This is a genomic window from Limisphaera sp. VF-2, from assembly GCF_049537125.1.
GTDB lineage: Bacteria > Verrucomicrobiota > Verrucomicrobiia > Limisphaerales > Limisphaeraceae > Limisphaera.
Map to the genome: position 1 here is coordinate 196462 of NZ_JBMVQY010000004.1, position 18940 is coordinate 215401.

Annotated in this window: 15 protein-coding genes; 9 read left to right on the plus strand and 6 right to left on the minus strand. The window is 65.1% G+C overall.

All coding sequences use genetic code 11. The annotated features are described in order from the left end of the window. Positions 1-153 precede the first annotated feature (153 nt). The 6 genes from ACPDIT_RS12685 to ACPDIT_RS12710 all read right to left on the minus strand — a co-directional run bounded on the left by ACPDIT_RS12685 (position 154) and on the right by ACPDIT_RS12710 (position 6329). Positions 154-966: an SH3 domain-containing protein gene (locus ACPDIT_RS12685; protein WP_423444046.1), complete on the minus strand. Its 813-nt coding sequence runs from the start codon at positions 964-966 to the stop codon at positions 154-156. Beyond that, positions 963-2861 carry a BatD family protein gene (locus ACPDIT_RS12690; RefSeq protein ID WP_423444047.1) on the minus strand — a complete coding sequence of 633 codons (1899 nt, stop codon included), beginning with the start codon at positions 2859-2861 and terminating at the stop codon, positions 963-965. Before ACPDIT_RS12690 ends, ACPDIT_RS12685 begins: the two co-directional genes overlap by 4 nt. A 114-nt stretch (positions 2862-2975) precedes the next feature. Next, entirely contained in the window at positions 2976-4001 is a 1026-nt protein-coding gene (locus tag ACPDIT_RS12695; RefSeq protein ID WP_423444049.1) for an FAD:protein FMN transferase, read from the minus strand. Between the two features lie 30 nt (positions 4002-4031). Beyond that, positions 4032-4724: a LysE family translocator gene (locus tag ACPDIT_RS12700; RefSeq protein WP_423444051.1), complete on the minus strand. Its 693-nt coding sequence runs from the start codon at positions 4722-4724 to the stop codon at positions 4032-4034. Beyond that, a complete protein-coding gene (gene pssA, locus ACPDIT_RS12705) occupies positions 4712-5629 on the minus strand; it encodes a CDP-diacylglycerol--serine O-phosphatidyltransferase (RefSeq protein ID WP_423444053.1) in 918 nt (305 codons plus the stop codon). The genes ACPDIT_RS12700 and pssA overlap by 13 nt, the downstream gene beginning before the upstream one ends. Positions 5630-5642: 13 nt before the next feature. Then, on the minus strand, positions 5643-6329 hold the full coding sequence (locus tag ACPDIT_RS12710; RefSeq protein WP_423444055.1) for a phosphatidylserine decarboxylase: 687 nt from the start codon (positions 6327-6329) through the stop codon (positions 5643-5645). A gap of 514 nt (positions 6330-6843) precedes the next feature. Between ACPDIT_RS12710 and ACPDIT_RS12715 the strand changes: the two genes are divergently transcribed. From ACPDIT_RS12715 to ACPDIT_RS12755, 9 genes are all read left to right on the plus strand, one after another. After that, positions 6844-7614 carry a Nif3-like dinuclear metal center hexameric protein gene (locus ACPDIT_RS12715; protein ID WP_423444057.1) on the plus strand — a complete coding sequence of 257 codons (771 nt, stop codon included), beginning with the start codon at positions 6844-6846 and terminating at the stop codon, positions 7612-7614. 49 nt (positions 7615-7663) lie between these two features. Then, positions 7664-8632, plus strand: coding sequence for a glycosyltransferase family 2 protein (locus ACPDIT_RS12720; RefSeq protein WP_423444059.1), 969 nt, complete (start codon positions 7664-7666; stop codon positions 8630-8632). A 10-nt stretch (positions 8633-8642) separates the two neighbouring features. Then, positions 8643-9752 (plus strand): class I SAM-dependent methyltransferase, encoded by a 1110-nt coding sequence (locus ACPDIT_RS12725; RefSeq protein ID WP_423444061.1) that lies wholly within the window; start codon positions 8643-8645, stop codon positions 9750-9752. A gap of 724 nt (positions 9753-10476) precedes the next feature. Further along, the gene (locus ACPDIT_RS12730; RefSeq protein ID WP_423444063.1) at positions 10477-10683 is read left to right on the plus strand and encodes a hypothetical protein; all 207 of its coding nucleotides are present in this window, start codon (positions 10477-10479) and stop codon (positions 10681-10683) included. Positions 10684-12216: 1533 nt separating this feature from the next. Continuing rightward, on the plus strand, positions 12217-13896 hold the full coding sequence (locus ACPDIT_RS12735) for a putative transporter (protein WP_423444064.1): 1680 nt from the start codon (positions 12217-12219) through the stop codon (positions 13894-13896). Between the two features lie 94 nt (positions 13897-13990). Continuing rightward, positions 13991-15004 carry a sodium:calcium symporter gene (locus ACPDIT_RS12740; RefSeq protein ID WP_423444066.1) on the plus strand — a complete coding sequence of 338 codons (1014 nt, stop codon included), beginning with the start codon at positions 13991-13993 and terminating at the stop codon, positions 15002-15004. 771 nt (positions 15005-15775) lie between these two features. Beyond that, complete coding sequence (locus tag ACPDIT_RS12745) at positions 15776-16903, plus strand: hypothetical protein (RefSeq protein ID WP_423444067.1); 1128 nt, start codon at positions 15776-15778, stop codon at positions 16901-16903. A gap of 753 nt (positions 16904-17656) precedes the next feature. Beyond that, entirely contained in the window at positions 17657-18313 is a 657-nt protein-coding gene (locus ACPDIT_RS12750) for a hypothetical protein (protein ID WP_423444069.1), read from the plus strand. Positions 18314-18465: 152 nt separating this feature from the next. After that, positions 18466-18816: a hypothetical protein gene (locus ACPDIT_RS12755; protein ID WP_423444071.1), complete on the plus strand. Its 351-nt coding sequence runs from the start codon at positions 18466-18468 to the stop codon at positions 18814-18816. Positions 18817-18940: the final 124 nt, after the last annotated feature.

Here is an 18940-nt window from a genome sequence, read left to right on the forward strand (position 1 = left end):
GGCGGGGGACTTTTGAAAAAGCCCGGCAGCCCGAGGTTCGAGATTTGGTGCGGTGCAGTGGGGACCACTGCTTTACGCCAATCAAGCCCCCGGCAGGGATGCGGCGGAACGCGTTTTCCCCGAGCGGCGTTGATTGGCGGGGCCCGAGAAGACTCAACCGGGGCCCAGCGGGATCAGTTGGTCTTCGGGGAGCCAGCCGCTCTGCTGGCCATCCGCTGTGACGCGGACCCAGCGATCTTTCCGATCCAAAATGCGGAGCTCGGCACCGTCGCGAACGGTGAACAGGGCAGGGGATTCCTCGAAAGGGCCACTGCGCACCTGGGCGTTTCCCACCACGACCACTCCCATCGGGCGATGCAGCCGGAGCTGCACCGCAGCCACCAGGCAGGCGGCCGTGACCGCGGTGACCACACTACCGATCCAAACCCAGGGGGCGAGACGAGTTTTCCATGCGGGGCGTACCTGACGGAGCGTCAGTAACAGCATGGTCCCCCAGAAGGGCACCAGCACCAGGATCGTCCACTTGTTCAGCGTGAGCCGTTCGAACGCCGCCTCGTACCAGGAGGGTCGCCATGTGGCGCCCTGGACCTGTTGGCGCGCGAAGTGCAGATTCGCTCGCACCTCGGGGTCTCGCGGGGCCCACTGCAGCGCCAACCGGTAACTGGCGATCGCCCGCCCGATTTGGCCGCCTTTGAACCAGGCGTTGCCCAGGTTGTAAAGCAGGGCTGACGAGAGCAGCCCGCGGTTTTGCAGTTCCTCATAGGCCCGGGCCGCTTCCAGGAACCGACCCTGCTCATAAAGCCGGTTGGCGGCCTCGAACGCTGCGTCCGCACCGTCCACGATGTCGGCGCGGGTCCATGCGACCAGCGCCGCAAACAGCGTCCAAGCGCAAATCCCCCAGAAACGAATCGCCTTCCGGAACGGGCAGTGCGTGCGGCCTGGGAGAAAGACACCCAACGGGCTCATGGCTCGAATTGCTCGAGTTGCCGGAGAATCTCCTCTGCCTCGGCACAAAGGGCGGGGAGCTCCGTCGTAGAACCGCCCGGGGCATAGCGAGCTTGATTGCAGAGCTGGAAGAGATGATGCAAGCGTGCACAAAGCTCGGGCGACAATCCCGCCGGGCGCAGTTTCTCTTCGATGACCGCCTCGGTGATGGCCGAGGGAGGTGTGTCCAGGCGCTCTCCGATGTGCTCCTGCAGGAGACGGAACAGCGTCGCATAGAAAGCCTCGGCCGGCCCTGTCACGGACAACCGGCGCAATTCGTGCCATGCGTCTCGAATGCGACGGCGCGCCTGCCGTTGACGCACCCGACGGGGATCGGCTGCCAGGGCATCGAGACGCCGTCGCCAGATCAGTGCGCCGGCCCATGCCAGCACGGGCAGGCTGTTGACCATCCAAAAGGCAGGTTGTTGGACCCATGGCGGAGCCGCGGCGGTGAGCGGCCCCAGATGCTGTTTCAGGCCAAGGATGTCACGGGTGACGGCCGGCGGTGCCTCCGACGATGACCGGCCTGCGGCCAGCACCGGCATGGGCGTGGCCGCGCCTGGTCGAACGCTCAAGGGCACCGCGTCGGACATGAGCCGGCGATACACGCGCGCCTCGGGATCGAAATAGGCGAATCGCAGCGGCGGCAGTGCTTGTACATCGGCAGCCTGGGGCGCAACGATCAACTCGAAGGTCTTGGTCCCTTCCAGCCCCAGCGGGTCCGTGGTCTCCACTTTGGACGTCGGGGGGTAGGTCTTGAAGGCCTGCCAGTCCGGCTGCTCGGGCAGTTGCAGGGCTTCCAACATACCGCGGCCCCGCAGGGTGACTTTCACCGTGATGGGGTCGCCCACGGTGACGTTCGTGGGGGCGGCCTGCAGCGAAAGCGTGAACTGCCCCACGGCACCCTTGAATTCGGGAGGCCGGCCTTCGGTGGGCAGCGGCAGGACCTGCACCGTCTGCGGTTCGGCGGAGAGGGAAACGGGTTTGCTGTCCGTGAAGCGGATGAAACCAAAGCCCAGCCCGGCCAGGGGATCCCGACGTCGGCCACCTTCGGGGGTCACCTCGGCCACGAAGCTGCAATCCACCGGCCCGAGGGTGAGCGTGCCAGGTTTGGCGGCCACCAGGGCGTGCACGATGGGGATCACCGTAAACTGGCCGTATTCGTTGCGCTCGACGCGGTTGGGCAGGCGCACCTGTTTCAATTGAGTACAGGACTCGGTTTGCAGCGGGGACATTTGGACGTTGCCGATGTTCTCGACGGTATCGCGCAGACAGAGATGGACCTCGACGGTGAATGCTTCCCCCACATAGAGCGGCCGCTGCGGTACGATCAGTCGCAAGTAGGCCAGTTGGGTGCGAGGGTCGCTCCGCACCACGCGCAGCACCACCGGGGCGCTGGTCAGCATTTCGTCGCCGACCTGAACCTGCAGTGCGGGAATCACGTACTCGCCGGGTTGCCGTGCCAGCAGGGTGTAGAGGAAACTGGTGGTGCTGCTGATGCGTCCGTTGCTGACGATGACCTGTCGGGACGGTCCCACGTAGCTGACCTGGAGATTGGGAAGGTCGGGCAGGTCCGGCGGTTGGGCCGGTTCGCCCCCGATGAAGGTCAGCGTCAAGGTCGCCGGCTCACCCACGGGTACAACCGCACGGTCTAGTTCCGCCGTGAAGCTCGCCGCTGCGCAGGACAGCACCAGGCCGAACGCGCACACCGCCGCCGGCCAGAGACGACGGCTGCGAATCCGAACCGGGATGTGCCCGGGCTCAGGACTCCTCAGCTTTGCTGTCATGCTGCGTTGAGTCATTCTGCCGGCGAACGCACAAGATGCAAGCGCACGGGCCCGTGGAGCGCGGTTCTGCCCGAATCCCTGGCGAGCCATCCGGAGCGGTTTTTGACGTGGGATTTGGGAGTGTTCCAAACGAGGTTCCTCCCGCAAGGGTCGCGAAGGGCTCGGGTTGAGTGCCGGCGCGGCCGACCCCACACGTGGCAGATGCTACCCGGGGAGGGCTTGTCCTTCGGCTGTCGATGAGGGCGGCTGCCAGGAGGTCTCCAATCCCAGGGTCGCCATGTGCCATCCTCGCATCCGGCGTTCCAGGACCAGCGCTTGCAAGTCCGGCCAGCCGTGCTTCAACAAGGCCAGGCCCCTCTCCCCCAGAACCAGCAACGCCGTGGAGAGCGCATCTGCGTCGGTGGGCGAGGCCGTCACCACGGCCGCCAGGACCGCCCCGGCCACCGGCCGGCCGGTACGCGGGTCCAACACATGTCCGTGGAAGCCGGATTCGTCCTCGAACGCCTTGCCCCAAACAGCCGATACGGACAGCGCGCGATCACGGAGCGCAATGACCGCCAGCGGTGGGACATTCTTTCCGCGCAATTGGGGCGGTGGCTCCACCGCGACCTGCCAGGCTGGTTGATCGGGCGGGCTTCCGAGGGCATAGACGGTACTGGTGCCACCATGGATCAAAGCGCTGCAAACCCCGGCCTCGCGCAACACTTCCGCGGCCTGCTCGATGGCGTAGCCTTTGCCGATTCCTCCCAGATCGACCTTCATGCCCGGTTGACGGAATCGGGCCGTGCGGTTGGCCACGTCCAATTCCAGATTGCGGCTGCCCACGCATCGAAGGGCCGCTGCGATGGCCTCCGGCGGGGGGCGCCGCCCGGTCCCGCCGATGAATCCCCAGCATTCCATCAACGGGGCCACGGTCACATCGAACGCCCCACCGGTTGCCTCGGACAATACGCACGCCCGGCGGAGCAGCTCCCACACTTCGGGGAGCAATCGAACCGGCTGGTCTGGCGTCGAGCGGTTGAGGCGGGCGATTTCGCTGTCCGTCCGGTACAGGCTCAGTCGCGCTTCCAGGCGCTCCACCTCGGCCAGGGCCTCCTCGGCGGCGGCGCGCAGCGCCTCGGCTCGGGACCCGTAAAGCAGGATCTCGAACCGCGTGGCCATGGCCATCAGGGCCACTCGAACCGACTCGGCACCTCGGCTGTCCTCCGGGGACATAAATCGTGATTCCATGCGAGGTCCTGCCCGCCGCCGCAACCCGGCTCACGGGTGCCGGTGAATGGCCAGTTGCCATGCGATGTGACTGCCGTGCAGAGCAGCCAACAGAAGCAGGACCACTCCGGAAGCCCGCTCCATTAGTAACAAGGCGCGATCGCTCAGCCGCCCGTGTCCTCGTGCTGCTGCCCAACTCAAGCCGGCAAACCAAACCGTGGTCGCCACGGCCACCCCGGCCACACAGGCCCCCTTGCCCCAGCCGTTCGCGGCCACCCAACCGCGCGCCAGAAAGTTCCCCGCCAGGATGATCCAAAACAGCAGGACTCCGGGATTGGCCAGTGTCCGCACCCAGCCCACCATGAAGGCCGAGTGCGGATGAAATCGCTCCTCCAGCCGCGCCTCCAGCCGGGTTTCCAGGCGGCCGCCCGCCGACACCTGGGCCGCGGTCGTCACCGACCGCGTCAGCAAAAACTTCAGCCCCAGAAACACCAGGAACAAGAAGCTGAACACCTCCATGAAGCTTTCCACCAGCGGCCGGCCGAAAAAGGAGGAGACCCCCGCGAAGGCCAGTCCGCAGTACAGCACCTCCATGCAGGCGGCGCCCAGGCCTATGAACAGGCCGCGTCGAAATCCCCAGCGGGCCGCCTCGTTCAGAATCGTAAGATTGACCGGCCCGACGGGAATGGACAACAGGAGCCCGCTGATCAGACCGGTGACGGCCGAAACCGCTATCTCGCGCACCCTTTGGTTCCTCCACTGCCCGGCGGCTCCCCGTTCCCCTCGCCTTCCTCTCCTTCGTCCTCGATTTCCCGCCGCAACGCCCGGGACAGCCGCGGTCGCACAAAGCCGTACACCAGATACGCCGTGAAGAAGCCGGGGAGCACGTAATAGAGAATCTTGTCCCGCAGAACCAGCAACATCCCCAGAAACAGTGCCGCGCCGATGGCCTTGGTAAAGGTGCTGGTGGCCCGCAATCCCAGGGACTTGAAACTGGGATAACGCACCGTGCTCACCATCATGATGGACAGGAACACCAGAACCACCGCCGGTACATATTTCCACGGCCCCAGACTCCGTTCTCTCTCGTTCAAGTGGATGATCAGCAGGGTCAGCGAAACCACCAGGCCCGCCGCCGAGGGGATGGGAAACCCCACAAACTCTTTGCCGCCCCCGTACCCTTGTGCGGCCAGCACGTTGAACCGTGCCAGACGAAAGGCGCCGCACAAAAGGTAAATCGAGGCAATGAACCATCCCACCTGGGGATGGTTCACGAACACATCCGCCAATACCACCCGATGGACCAGGAAGGCCGGCGCCACGCCAAAGGAAATCAAATCCGCCAGCGAGTCGAACTCGCGTCCGAACGGACTGTCCACTCCGCCCATCCGGGCCACCCGACCGTCGAACAGATCGAAGATGCAGGCCAACAGGATGAACGCCATGGCCAGCTTGATCGGCGCCCAATTGATGACCCCTTCCGGCGAGGGCGTCAGATCCGCCTCCACGATCTTGGTCAGCGCCACGAATCCGCAGAACAAGTTCCCCGCCGTCAGCAGGTTGGGCAGGAAATAGATCTGCAGCCGCTGATCGGGCTCGTCCGCCCAACCTGTCTCGGGGCTTTGCCTGGTTGCGTTGCCCGCCCGCATGGGGGTCCGCCTCTTACTCCCACGTCGCCACCACCGTCTCTCCGCCTGCCACTCGATCGCCGGGTTTGACCCGAACCTTTGCCTGCAGGGGCAGGTACAGCTCGACCCTGGAGCCGAACTGGATCAAGCTGATGCGGTCGCCCTGGGCCACCTCGTCGCCCGCCTCCACAAAGGGCACGATCCGGCGCGCGATCAGCCCCGCGATCAGCCGCACTGCCACCTTCTCCCCCCGCGGCTCCGCGGTCTCCAGCCCCAGCAGGATGTTTTCGTTGTAGGCGCCGCTGTCCGTCCGCAGCGCGCTCACATAGGCTCCGGGCGTGTGCTTCTGATAGGCCACCCGCCCCGCCACCGGCGCGTATTGCACGTGGACGTCGAACACAGACAGAAACATGGAAATCCGATGACACTCGCCGCCCATGAACCGCGGCTCCGTCGTACGATCCACCACGTCCACCCGCCCATAGGCTGGTGCCACAATCAGACCCCGCCCGGAGGGCACCCGCGGAGTGGGGTCGCGAAAAAAGTACAACGTGAAAATGGCAAAAGCGGCCCAGATGGCCACCAGGAGAGTGGACAGGGTCAACACCAGGGAACCCAGCGTGCGAGCCACCCACGCGGCCAGTAACACCAGCAGCAGCACCGCGAACGTCCAGCCCACCAATCGCAGCGCCGCCCGGCGCGCTTTGCCGGCATTGCTCATATGCCCCCAGCTTACGACCCCGCTCCTCTCCTTCAAGATCCAAACGGACGGCCGTCCTTGCCCTCATCTCAGGTCCGCCCCGGAGACGCTCCGGGGCCAGGGAAGTCGCTGGATTCCTGATCGAGCCTGCCCGCGGGCTCGAACAAGAGAAAGCTCATCACCATCTCCCCGGCAAACCCGCTTGCGACAGCTTGACTGCCCGGACCAAGAGGTCTGCAGCTCCCTTTGGTTGCCCGAGACGGGCGAGCGGGGAACCTGAAGCGCCGTCGCGGTGACGCGCGGCATGGGGAATCCGGCATCGCCTCTGCCCATGTGTGGCCGGCGGCAGGACAAAATCCCCTGGAGCACCGATGCGAGTCCGCGCAACAGGGTTCACTGGCTGCATGTCCGCCCCGTACGCAGAGCCCAAGACCACCAACGCGGGGTCCGCTGGCCCGTCCAGGGCACCCCGGCGTTCTTCGTGTTCCGCCAGTTTGCGCTTGGCAGGGGCACCGCGCTCCGACTTCCTGAAGTCGTGGCGAAACAGAAATGGGTGCCTCTGGAAACCATCGTGGAGTACTGCAACCGTGCCCTGGGAATCCCGGATTTTCCGGACTACGACGGGGCCTGGAACGGATTGCAGGTGGAAAACGACGGACGGGTCCACCGTCTGGCTGCGGCGGTGGATGCATCGGCCACCACCCTTCGCCTGGCAGCCGAAGCGGGTGCTGACCTGCTCCTCGTCCATCACGGGCTCTTCTGGTCTTTGCGCCAGCCCTGGACCGGGGCCAATCGACAGCTCTGGCTGCTGCTGTCCGCCCACAACCTCGCCGTGTACAGTGCACACCTGCCCCTGGACGCTCATCCGCGTTGGGGCAACAACCGCGGTTTGTGCGCCGCCCTGGGCTGGCGACCGCGACGAAGGTTTTTCCTGTGGAAGGGCCGGCCCATCGGCTGGGAGGTTCACACGCGCCTCTCCCGCGCCGAATTGCATCGCAAACTTGAGCAAGCCGTCGGCGGCCCGGTTCGATTGCTGGCCTGCGGCCCCGATCCCTGCCGCCGCATCGGCATCGTCACGGGCGGCGCCGGAAGCGAACTGCGACAAGCCGCGGTCGCAGGTCTGGACACCTTCATCACCGGCGAGGGCCCCCACTGGACGCATGCGCTGGCCGAAGAGCTCGGTTTGAACGTCTTTTACGCCGGGCATTACGCCACCGAGACCTTCGGCGTGAAAGCCCTGGCCGCGCACCTCTCCCGGCGATTCGGACTGTCTTGGGTTTTCTTGGATCACCCCAGCGGACTTTAAGTGCGGTTGCTTGTCGCCCGGGCCGGCCTCCGCGCATATTGCTCCAGACATGCAGACGCGGCTGCTCACTGTCATCCCCGTGTACAACGGCGAACGGTTCCTCGGGCGCACGCTGGCCTCGATCGCTGCGCAGACCGTGCGCCCGGACCAGATCGTGGTGCTGGACAACGGGTCCACCGACGGCACGGAGGCCGTGGTCCGCGCCTTCACGGGCTGTCCCTGTCAATTCCTGCGCAATCCCACCAATCTCGGCCTGTTCGGCAATCTCAATCGCGCCCTCGATTTCGCCGCGCAAACGGAATACCTGCACCTGATGCCGGCGGACGACGTCCTGAAGCCGCGCTTTTATGAAGTCATGCTGCGCACGCTCGATCCGTATCCGGCCCCGGCCCTGGCCTGGTGCCTGGACGAGCGCATCGACGAGGAGGATCGGCATCTGAGTGTCTCGGGTCGGCCCACGGGCGCTGTCCGACCGTGGTCGGTGGACGCGTACCTGCGCAAGAAGGCCGAAATTGGCAACCAGGCCCTGGCGGCAACGCTTTTCAAGACCGGACGTCAGCCGGCACCCTGCAGGTTCCGACTCGACATGCCGATCTTGGCGGACGTGGTGTTTTATGCGGAGTGGGGGCGGCTCAGCCGGGCCCGCATCGAGGTGGCGGAGGATCTGGTCCAATACCGGTGGCACGGCGGGAACATGAGCTGCGAGTTGATGCCCGGGCTTCAGGCCCTGGTCCTGGACGAATGGAAGACCATGCAACACATCGAGTCGCTCCGGGGGCACACCTCCCTCATTCGGCGTTGGAAACTTCAGGGTCTCTTCGGCGTCCGCACCGGGATCAAGGCACGGCGCATTCGGCAGCTCGGTCAAAAGGCCTACTCGCGCGAAATTGTTCAAGCCGGGCGGCGGATCTCCGGTTGGCCACTTTGGCTGGCCGCCCAATGTCTCGTGCACGCCCGGGATTGGATTGTCTACGGCCTGCTCGGGCGCCGGCGCCAGCCGCGGAACGTGTTCAGTTGAACCACGCCGCATGAGCTCGGAGTCCCCTTCATCGCCCCGGTTGCGCAGCCTTCCGCGCCCATATTGCCTCCTCTGCAACACCCCGGGGCAGATCCTGTACACCGGACTTCCGGACCGATCCTTTGCCGCGCCCGGCCAATGGGGATTCCTTCGGTGTTCCAATCCCGATTGCGGCCTGGTTTGGCTGCATCCCCAGCCGATCCCGGAGGACATCGGCGCTGCCTATGAGGGTTACTACACTCACGCGCAACCGGCTCCGGGGCCCTCGATGCTCCGCAGAATCTTCGAAGCCGTTCAGCGGGCTTACCTGGCCCGGCGCTTCGGCTACCCGACCGGCTCCTCCCTCGACCGCGCTCTTGCCTGGCTGGCATGGCTGCACCCCGGCGGGCCGGACGAGCTGGATTCAGCCGCCATGTACCTGCCCGCACCCGGCCGACCCGCCCGGCTCCTGGACGTTGGATGCGGCAGCGGAATGCACCTGGCCCGCATGCAACAGCTCGGTTGGTCGGTCGAAGGAGTGGAGGTGGATCCGCAGGCCGCGGCCGTGGCCCGGGCCCGCGGGGTTCCGGTGCGCTCGGGAACGTTACAGCAACAACATTACCCTGATCGCAGCTTCGACGCCGTCTTTTCCGCCCACGTGCTGGAGCACGTGCATGATCCCGTGGATCTCCTTCGCGAATGCGCCCGAATCTTGAAGCCCGATGGCACCCTCGTGATCCTCACGCCGAACATCGACAGCCTTGGTCACCGACAGTTCGGTGCGGCCTGGCTCAATTTGGATCCGCCGCGACACCTCTACCTCTTTTCCCCGCGGACCCTCCGTCGCGCAGCCGAACGGGCCGGACTCCGCGTGGTCAGTCTTCGTACCACCGCGCGCACCGCCTGGGTGTACGGCGCCCTCAGCCGCGCCATCCAGCGCACCGGGCGGGGCGAGATGTCCGAGCTCGGTCGTCCCACGGCCCTGCTGTACGGGTTCTTGTACCAGCTCCGCCTCCGCCATCACCTCCGCCGTCATCCGGAAAGCGGCGACGAATTGCTCCTGTTTGCCCGGCCACTGCCGGAGACTGCGGGTGTTCCGGCGCCCCAACGCGCTGCGGTACACGGGGCTCCGCAGAGTTGAAGCAAATCGCGCGTTCCGCCGAGGCTTCTTGGCGATGGGTCGGGCCCTCGATCCCTGGTTTGCCCGGGCTCCCCGTCCGCTGCGGCCCCGTGAATCGCCGTGACCACGGCGAGCTTCACCCGGGACGGGTGCGCCTGCTTCTCCGGACCGAGTCGGGACACTCTGGGGATGGCCCTGAAATGTAGAAGTCCGCTCGTGGGCCCTGAAAGGACGCCGGGGTGCCCGGCCCTGCCCGAGTTCGTTCCATCCCGGGCCTGCCCATCGCAACAACCCCGGCGCGCACCTCCAAAACGGGTCGGCCACGCCACGGAGTGTCGCTGCATGGAACTGTTGAACGCCACGGCCCGTGCGCGGCTCGCTGGTAGGAGTGGCACGGCCCGGATGTGTGCCGCCGCCAACCACACGGCCTGCCCTCCGCGGGCGGAGATCAAAGTACTGCTGCGGATCGCCTTACAGGCTTGTGCCGGCCCGAGTTTCCGGGGCCGACGCAATGACGGAACCGGGCTCGGGTGGAGGGTCGGCTTTCCCATGCAAAAGCCGTCTGCGCAGAATGGTCTGCCTGCTGCGCTTCGAGCCGCCGGTGGACCGTTCTCGCAATCCGAATCAATGATTGCCCGTGTCGGTGCACGCGAGCGGGGCCGGGCCGGCTCGCCAGAGGGAATGCCGACTGGCCATTGGAAAAAAGTTTGAACAACGCCCCGAGTTCGTCTATCTAATAGGGCGTATGAAGAAACTCATCGCACTCCTCGGCGTTGTGGCGGTCTCGTTCGCCCTGCAGGCCGGCGACACCGGCTGCACGAAGAATCAGGCTGCTTGCAACAAGGCTCAATCTGCCTGCCCGGCTTCTCAAGCCAAGAAGAGCTGTCCGGCGGGCGCCAAGGACGTGGCCAAGAAGCCCGTCCAGAGCCCGAAAGCAGGCGGCCAGAGCTGACCGCTCACGCCTTTTCCGCACCTCCCTCCCCGGCTTTCCCGAGCCGGGAAGGGAGTTTTTTTTGACCTCCTCAGCTACCCGGGCCACCGGTGGGCTTGTTGAAAGCACCGGCGCCGCGCGGATCTTTGCGCAAACGATCTGCGGAACTTTGAGCCCGGCCCTCGTTGTGTGGCCGCCGGGGCCTTTTCCTGGAGTGGACCGGGCCATGATCACCGCGCGAGGGCATGGATGCGTTCCCGGATCTGCCGGTGAAACGCCCGGTTCGGGGAGTGAGCCGGGGTACAATCCCGAGCCGCACACACAAGCGTCGGGATCGCAACCCTCGGTGGACCCGCAGACGATTGAAAAATGCGGTTTTCCCCGCGGGCAGGGTTCTGCCGCCCTGTTTCTCCGGGTTCTCCTGAACAAGCGTTCGTCTCAAGTCAGTTGCGCCCGTCTGCAACAGGACCCTGGTGGACTGCCGCAGAGGTTTTACGTCCCCGGCGGCCGGTTCGTGGTCACTGTGGGAACACGCCTGCAGGTCCTCAGGAAGACTTTCCTCCAACTCCCCTCGGCGGCTACAGAAAACGGCTTCTGCGTGTTCTGTGGGTTCTGTGGGTTGTTTTCTGCCGGGTGTTCTGCGGGCTGGAAGCCCCTGATACGGCAGGTTGGAAATCCGGGCTACGGTGGATTCGATAGCCGCCGCCGTCAGGCGGTGGACCGGGGGATTCGAATTCGGCTCCGCGCGGTGGGGGCGTGGCCGGCGGGGCCTCGCCATGGATCGAGGAAGGGTCCGCCGACTCTCAAAGGTCGTTGGCTCCTTTGGATCCTCCAATTCTCATCAGCGTACCAGTTCGGCCTCCGCCGATTCACGTCGGCGGCCACGACCCTGGAGTCGAGTAGCCGTCGCCCGGGCGGCGGACGCGGGATCCAAAAAGAACGGCGTTGGGTCGCCTCGGCGACCTGAACCTTGCGCCGGCGCACGCTCGTTTGGACAACGACCCATGTCGCCGACTCGACCGCTCCCGAAAAGCGCTCCGGTTTCGACCAGCCCACCAAAAATCACCACTTGCGGTTTCGGCATCCAGGCCCGCGCCGCACGCACCCTTGGAGTTTCACCCCTGGATGCTTGTCGGCGAGTCACAAGCCAACCTGCGGAGCGGCCCTTGTTGGGGTCGCGGTGCTGAGGAGCCGCCCTTGTGGTCGAGCCACGCGTCTCGTTGATTCCCATGCATGCTGCGAGCGGCTCGGCCACGTGCGGGAACCGGCCGGGGCTCCCGTCGGGCACATCCCGGCTTTTGAGCTGCGGACGCAAAGGTTCAAATGCGACTTTCCTTCCGCCTTCTCTTCGCCGGTGACTCGGGGATTCCGCCGAGCGATCAAACGGGTCCGCAACCTGAAATGCGCCGGCGCCTGTCGCATCGTCATCTGCGCCATTGACCCTGTCCATGGGCCCGGCGAGAATCCCAACTCCCGCCCGGAGCAGGCGGGGTGCGCGCACCGTCTGGCGCAAGCCGCGCCTGCCCGGGCCCTTTTATACGTTCGAGACACGTTATGTCGGACTGGTGGACCAATTTTCAGCAAGCGCAACCGACCGCGCATGCCCTTCTGGTGCTGTGCCTGGTGGGTGCGGCGGGCCTTGCCCTGGGGAGTGTGCAGGTGCGCGGATTGAGCCTCGGCGTGGCAGGCACGCTGTTCGTCGGTTTGCTGCTCGGACACCTGGGCGTGGAGATCTCTCCGGAAGTCCGCGGGTTCGTTCAGGAATTCGGCCTGATTCTTTTCGTGTACACGATCGGCATGCAGGTAGGGCCGGGCTTGGTGGATTCCCTGCGCCGTCAGGGCGCCTCGCTGAATCTGGAGGCTGCGGCCGTGGTCGGCCTGGGCACGTTGCTTGCCGCCGGCCTGGGTGCACTGTTGGGACTGGGACCGGGCGCCAGTGCGGGCATCTTTGCCGGTGCCACCACCAACACGCCTGCTCTGGGCGCGGCGCAGGAAGCCCTGCGAGCCACGGGCACGCAAGATCCGGCCGCTCTGGCCGTCCCGGCCATGGCTTACGCCGTCACCTATCCGTTCGGCATCCTCGGCATCATCCTCGCCATGATCCTGCTGCGGCGATGGCACGGCGTGGACCTGGAGACCGAACGGGTCCGATTCGAACAGGAACAGCGCGCCGGGCAGGAAAGCCTGACCCGGCTGACCGTGGAACTGACCAACCCCAATCTGGATGGCCTTACCGTGCGACAGTTGCCCGGCATCGAAAAACTGGGAGTGGTCATCTCCCGTTTGCGGAAACGCAACCAATCCACCGTGCAAATCGCCCGGGCAGACACGGTCCTGCATGTCGGCGATGTGATGGTCGTGGTGGGCACCCCTCGCGCCGTGAATCAATTCCGGATGATTGTCGGCCGGGTCAGCCAAGAAGACCTTACACGCGCGGAGGGCCCGATCACCTACGCACGGGTGGTCGTGACGCGTCCCGATTGCGTCGGCAAAACCCTGCGCCAGCTCGCCCTGAACCATCGTCACAATGTGACGGTCACACGGCTCACTCGGGCCGATATGGAACTTCCCGTCACGGCCGATCTGCGTTTGCAGTTCGGGGACATGCTCCAGTTGGTGGGAACGCGTGAAGACCTGGACCGGGCCGCCCGGCTTTTGGGGAACGCGGTCCGGGAGCTCAATCATACGCGGTTGGTCCCGATGTTCGTGGGCATCGCCCTGGGCATCTTGGCCGGGACCTGCGCCGTTCACTTGGGCAACATGCCGGCGCCGATCCGCTTGGGCCTGGCGGGAGGCCCCCTGCTGGTCGCGATCCTCCTCAGTCGCGTCGGCAAACTGGGGCCCCTGCTCTGGTACATGCCCGTGAACGCCAACCTTCTCTTGCGCGAGCTGGGCATCGTCCTGTTTCTGGCCTGCGTTGGCTTGCGGGCCGGGGCGCATTTCGCGGACGCGTTCGAGGGAGGACGCGGATGGCTGTGGTTGGGGGCCGGGTTCGTGGTCACCGCCGTTCCCATCCTCGCGGTCGGTCTCTGGCTGCGCCGTTACGCGATGACCAACTATTTGACCCTCTGCGGTCTGTTGGCCGGAAGCCTGACCGATCCTCCGGCCCTGGCCTTCGCACAGGGTCTGTGTCGCTCGGAAGCGCCTGCCGTCGCGTACTCCACGGTGTATCCCCTGACCATGATCCTCCGCATCGTCATGGCTCAACTGATTGTGATGTTCGGCACCGGTTGAGCCAAAAGGCCCGGACCGGCAGCGAGCCGGCAGGCAGACCGGCCCCTCGGATGGACGCGATCAACTTACCCCCCGCGGTACCACGGTAAAGCAGATGGACAACCCGCTGACAACCTGGCTCCATGGCGGACCTACTGCTCCCTGGGTGTATCTCCTGTTATTTGTCCTGGGCTCGCTGTTGTTGGTCTGGCGGCTGGAGAGTCTTTCCGCCCGCGGCTTCGAAGGCACCGTGCTCGGGGCGCTGGTCATGCCCTACTGCTCGGGCCTGGGAAACCTGGTCTTCGTATATGTGCTGATTCGCGAGGGCGGGCCCGGTGGGGAAGTGCTTACGAATGCATTCGTCAACAATATGACGAATCTTACGCTGCTGCTCGGCCTGCCGGCCCTCTTTTGGGGACTGCCCGTGGCACGCCGGAGATCACGCGCCCGGGATCTGCCCCGCGCCAGTTGCCGAAGCTTGTGGCCTGCCGATCGACATCATCAGGCCGTGCTGACCACGTTGCTGGCCGTGTTGGGTTTCACGCTGGCCGTATGGGTTCAAGGCCGGGATGGCTGGATAGGCCGGGCGGAGGGCTTACTGCTCATCGGGCTGTTCCTGGCCTGGCAGGCCTGGCACGTGCGGGAGGTGCTCCTCGAAAACGAGCGTCGCGAGGGCCGCCTGCTGGGCTGGCCCCTGGTGTGGGACATCGTGTTGCTCGCTCTGGGAGCCTGGTTGACTTACATCAGCATCCAATGGCTGGTCGATTGGGTGCTGGGTCGGGCCCAGGGGCTTTTCAGCGCCCGGTATCTGGGCTGGTTGAGCGGCTGGCTACTGGTCCTGCCCAATGCAGTGCTGGCCCTTTACTATGCCTGGCGCCGACGTCCCGAGGTCGTGTACACGTCCCAGGTCGGCGACGGGCACATTTGCATCCCGTTGTGCGTGGGTCTCTACGCGCTGTTTCATCCACTGCCCGTCCCTGCTTTCTTCCAGCCGGCCATGGCCGGGTTGTGTCTGGCGGCGCTGGTCCACCTGTTGTTCATGATCTTCTCTGGGCGATTGCCGCGCTGGATGGGGGCCGGATTGGTGGCGGCCTACCTGGCATTCGTCCAGCAGGGGTTGCCACGCTGAGCGATGTGAACGGCCGGTCGCCAGTAGCGCACAGCCGGGTGTCGCTGCGGTGGGCGAGCGGACAGACGATTCGGGCGCCCTCGGTCTGCGAAATGCGCGAGGGACGCGGCCGCTGCAAGGGGACCGGTGCACGTTCGAGGACGGAGCTACGATTTAAACCGCGGGCCGCACCGCCTGTCGCATTTTTTGCATGTTCCGCTTTTGTCACCTTGCTTCAGGATGCCCCTGCGTTTGAATGGAAAGGCGGAATTCCGGTCGAAGATCATGACGATGATCGAGGGCGATTGTGCCGACGCCCCAGGGCCATTGATCGGATCCGAAGAGTCGTGTCAGCTTCTTATGAAAGGCAGCCAGCATGGGTTGCACGGCCTTCTCGGGCGCTGGCGAGTGTGGCGGCCGCGCCTGTGCACGACACTGCTGGGTCGCGAGTCAAGCGCTGCAACGGAACTCCTCGGCACGGCCCGGTTGGGCCGTTTTAGGGCTCGGTCAGATTCGCGGCAGTCGCACTTTCTTAGTGATTTGCAGCGATGGACGTGCCCCGGCCCGGTCTCGTCCCTTGCTCCGGTGCGACAAATCTCGACTCACCAGGGTGGCGGGGCCCTCGCTATGCCGGCCAACGCATCGCACCTTGGAACATGGGGAACCGGAGCCCGGACGATCCCTTGCTGCGCGCCATGGTTCGGCAGAGTTCGGGGCGGTTCCCGCTGCGCTTGGGGAGCCATGTTTCCCGTCTTGGTCGCCTTGTGGATGGGAATGGAGCCCGCCCTTGCGATGGGCGCGGTTCCGACCGGTCTGCCGGGATACCGCGTCCGCGGCGTGGCGTTGGCCCACGACATAGCTGCCGAACGCGAATCGCCGTACGACTTCGAGGTCTTGGTGGTCTCGAATCGCTGGCGAATCGATGCCATTGCTCACCATATCATCAACGCGCCGCGGTTGAAGATCACCGCGGCTTCCGACGGCGAATGCCTTTACCACCTGATGCATCATCATCCCGAGTTCACCAGCGTCGAAGTCACACCCCTGCCCATTCCCAACTGGGATCACTGGCTCGGAACGATCTGGCTCACCTACTGCTCAGCCGCCTACCTGGCCAGCCAGAAGACCAATTGGCTTCCCCTCCCCGTGATCATGTACGCTCTGGCCGGACAACCGACCATCGATGTGATCGCGGGACTGGCGGTGCGACAGGAAACATATTGGCGTCCCCACCGCGAACCGCCCGGACTGCCGGAATGGTTCGTGAGCCTCTGTCCTGGTGAAATTCTGGTGGCCAGCACGTACGGTGCGGAGTGGATCGGGGAACGGTATCTCCCTCCGTACGAGGAGGGCTTTACCAACATCCTGTTCCGCGCGGATTCGTTCCGGGACATCTCGGGATGGCACCTTCCCCGCGAAGCCGTGCTGGAGGTCTGGTCCACAGAGCTGCAGATCGAAGAGTTTCGAAGGAACCGCCGGAAGACCCTTCGGGATTTGCTGGGAGGTCCCATCCGGAGGCGCTTGATCGTGACGATCCGGGCCTCCTCCATGGAGGGCGTAAACGCGGACATCCAGTTTCCTCCGGCCCTTTCCGGGGGAAGCTCGGTCAAGGATTGGCGGTGGGAAAATGATCAGGTGCTGGCCATGGTGCGGCATTGGTTCACCAACCGGCTGCCCAGCCGGGCCGAGCTCCTCGCCTCGGAACGAAAGCGCGAAGGCTACGATTACGTCCGCTTCACCAATGTCATCCGTCCCTTCACACTCCTCCCGTCCCGATCCCGGCAGAATGTCGAACCTGCCAGCGAGGCACCCCGCTGGCCGTGGATCGCCGCGGTGGTCCTTGCGGGTCTGCTGGTTTGGGTTTGGAAGACACGAGGCAGCGCGCTGTATGAACGGCTTTCAGGCTCAAAGCAGAGCTGAAGGGAAGACCCGGAACCAACACGGAGGACCTGCGTATGAGAATCCCGGCATCGAGAGCAGAGGAACAAAGAAAGATACGAGCCACAACCCTCCTGGCGGCGCTCGGGATTGCCGCCGGCGGTGTCGTGTGCGCATGGGCCTGTTGCGCACATCGGGGGCCGGCCACGCTCATGGACAACGTTTGCGTAACATGCACATGCATGGGGGGATACCCCATAAATGACTTTGGACTTTGCTCGTGGTATCAGGCCACGGACGAGGTGTTCTGCGGCCTTTGTGCGCCCGGATTCAATTGCGTGAGAACGCCGGTCGCAAAAACTGTGGCAGTGGTGTTACGGTATCCCGGCACCTGCTGGAATGGCCGATGTGGGGCCACCCGCGTAGAAGCACAGTGGGATTCGGTGCTTCCAATTCGTGCGCTGGCACGTTGCGAGCCTCCGAACGAGGTGCTGTGCAAGGTTCCCCGACCTTTGGATCCAGCGTCTGAGCAGTCGAACCCCAGTAGACACGGGATGTACGCCATGGCCGCTGCGCAGGAGTGATGGCACAGGTGAGATCGAGGCCTCACCCGGCGACGAGTCTCGAGGCCGCGCGGCAGGGGCGACGTTCTCAAAGCCTCGTGCGCGGCGGCTGGGGTTCCGGGGAGCCTTGACCATCAGCCAGCGAATCCGGAGCGCTTGGGATCGCCCCATTGACTAATGTTTGTGCGGCCCATACGGCACAGGGGCTGCGAGTAAAATGTTGAACGAGGCCATGCGAAGCAGCCCGATGGTTTGGTGGGCTACACTGATCCTGGCTCAGGGGCTGACGCTGTCGGCTCACGCCGGGGAAGCCTCCGGATTCGAAGTGAGAGGCGAAGTCCGCGCCTTTGCGTTCGGGCCTGCGCCGCATGTGGAGTGGAGATTCGAGTTGGTGGTGGCCCGGGAGCGATGGGACATGAAACTCGAGCCGTTGGCTCAGCCCGACGCGCGCGTGGTGGTGCGCCGAGCTGTTTCCGATGGGACGACCCTGTATGCGTGCAGCCGGTACAAGGGCGGCGAGATCGAGGGCTTGGTCCTGCCGCTGAGCGTGCCCAACTTCGATCCCTGCCTGGGGACGTTGTGGTTGGCCTACTGCTCCGCAAAGGCTCTGGCCCAAACCCCGCCCACCGACCTGCCGCCTCCCGTGACCGAGTTCGTCTTCGGTGGAGCCCCCACGGGCGGATGGATCGCTCCCGGGTTGGAAGGTCGGCTGCAGGCCTGGTGGACCTTGCACGAGCTGCCGCCGGGCCTGCCAAGGCATTTCTGGATGAAAGATCCGGGGGAGCTTCGGCTGCCCCACCAGTTGGGCCTTGCGCACACGGGGATCCCACACGCACCTCCCTACAACCGGGGCTTCACGAACCTGGTATTTCATGGAGAAACGTGGTAGAAAACCGCCCACATGGAGATTCCGCGAGTGGCCTGGCTGGAAATCTTGGCACTGCAAGACTCTGGGCCGGGCCCAATGGGCCGGACGGCTGGCGGCAGCCTGGTGGGCCGCCGGCCCCCCGACTGCGGGTCGAAATCCAGGCTGATCGCGCCGTGCCGTTTCAGGGGGAGGTCACTTTTCCGCCGCTGCTTCCCGGGGAGGGCCGGGTCCACGACTGGCGCTTTGCGAGCGCCGACGGTCGGCCCATGGGCGTCGTGTATTGGGCCACGAACCGTTGGCTCGAGCGGTCCGAGATCATGCAGTTGCCCGAGTATCAGCAGGTCATCGCGACTTGGGCGCACCAGCGGAGCCTGCACGAGAGGATAACGGCCGAACCTTCCATGACGGGCGGTCAGCCCCGAAGCGGCCGGGGCGTGGCCCTGGCGATCCTGTTGTTTTCTGTGCTTGCGGCGATCCCCCTGTATCTGGCGCTCCGCAGGAAGGAACGAACCGATACTTCCTGAATTTTCCCGGTTGGCTGGACGCCGGAAGGGGCCACGAGTTCGCGAAACGACCGCAGCAAGTGGCCAGGGCGGAAGCGCTTTTTTGGAGACAAACGTTCCTCAGCGCTCTGGAAGCCGGGCGAAC

What these genes read in the sequence shown, in the direction of transcription:
- ACPDIT_RS12685 (WP_423444046.1), bottom strand. Translation starts at nt 966, where the DNA reads ATGAGCCCGTTGGGTGTCTTTCTCCCAGGCCGCACGCACTGCCCGTTC.
- ACPDIT_RS12690 (WP_423444047.1), bottom strand. Translation starts at nt 2,861, where the DNA reads ATGGCTCGCCAGGGATTCGGGCAGAACCGCGCTCCACGGGCCCGTGCG.
- ACPDIT_RS12695 (WP_423444049.1), bottom strand. Translation starts at nt 4,001, where the DNA reads ATGGAATCACGATTTATGTCCCCGGAGGACAGCCGAGGTGCCGAGTCG.
- pssA (WP_423444053.1), bottom strand. Translation starts at nt 5,629, where the DNA reads ATGCGGGCGGGCAACGCAACCAGGCAAAGCCCCGAGACAGGTTGGGCG.
- ACPDIT_RS12710 (WP_423444055.1), bottom strand. Translation starts at nt 6,329, where the DNA reads ATGAGCAATGCCGGCAAAGCGCGCCGGGCGGCGCTGCGATTGGTGGGC.
- ACPDIT_RS12720 (WP_423444059.1), top strand. Translation starts at nt 7,664, where the DNA reads ATGCAGACGCGGCTGCTCACTGTCATCCCCGTGTACAACGGCGAACGG.
- ACPDIT_RS12725 (WP_423444061.1), top strand. Translation starts at nt 8,643, where the DNA reads ATGAGCTCGGAGTCCCCTTCATCGCCCCGGTTGCGCAGCCTTCCGCGC.
- ACPDIT_RS12730 (WP_423444063.1), top strand. Translation starts at nt 10,477, where the DNA reads ATGAAGAAACTCATCGCACTCCTCGGCGTTGTGGCGGTCTCGTTCGCC.
- ACPDIT_RS12735 (WP_423444064.1), top strand. Translation starts at nt 12,217, where the DNA reads ATGTCGGACTGGTGGACCAATTTTCAGCAAGCGCAACCGACCGCGCAT.
- ACPDIT_RS12740 (WP_423444066.1), top strand. Translation starts at nt 13,991, where the DNA reads ATGGACAACCCGCTGACAACCTGGCTCCATGGCGGACCTACTGCTCCC.
- ACPDIT_RS12745 (WP_423444067.1), top strand. Translation starts at nt 15,776, where the DNA reads ATGGGCGCGGTTCCGACCGGTCTGCCGGGATACCGCGTCCGCGGCGTG.
- ACPDIT_RS12750 (WP_423444069.1), top strand. Translation starts at nt 17,657, where the DNA reads ATGCGAAGCAGCCCGATGGTTTGGTGGGCTACACTGATCCTGGCTCAG.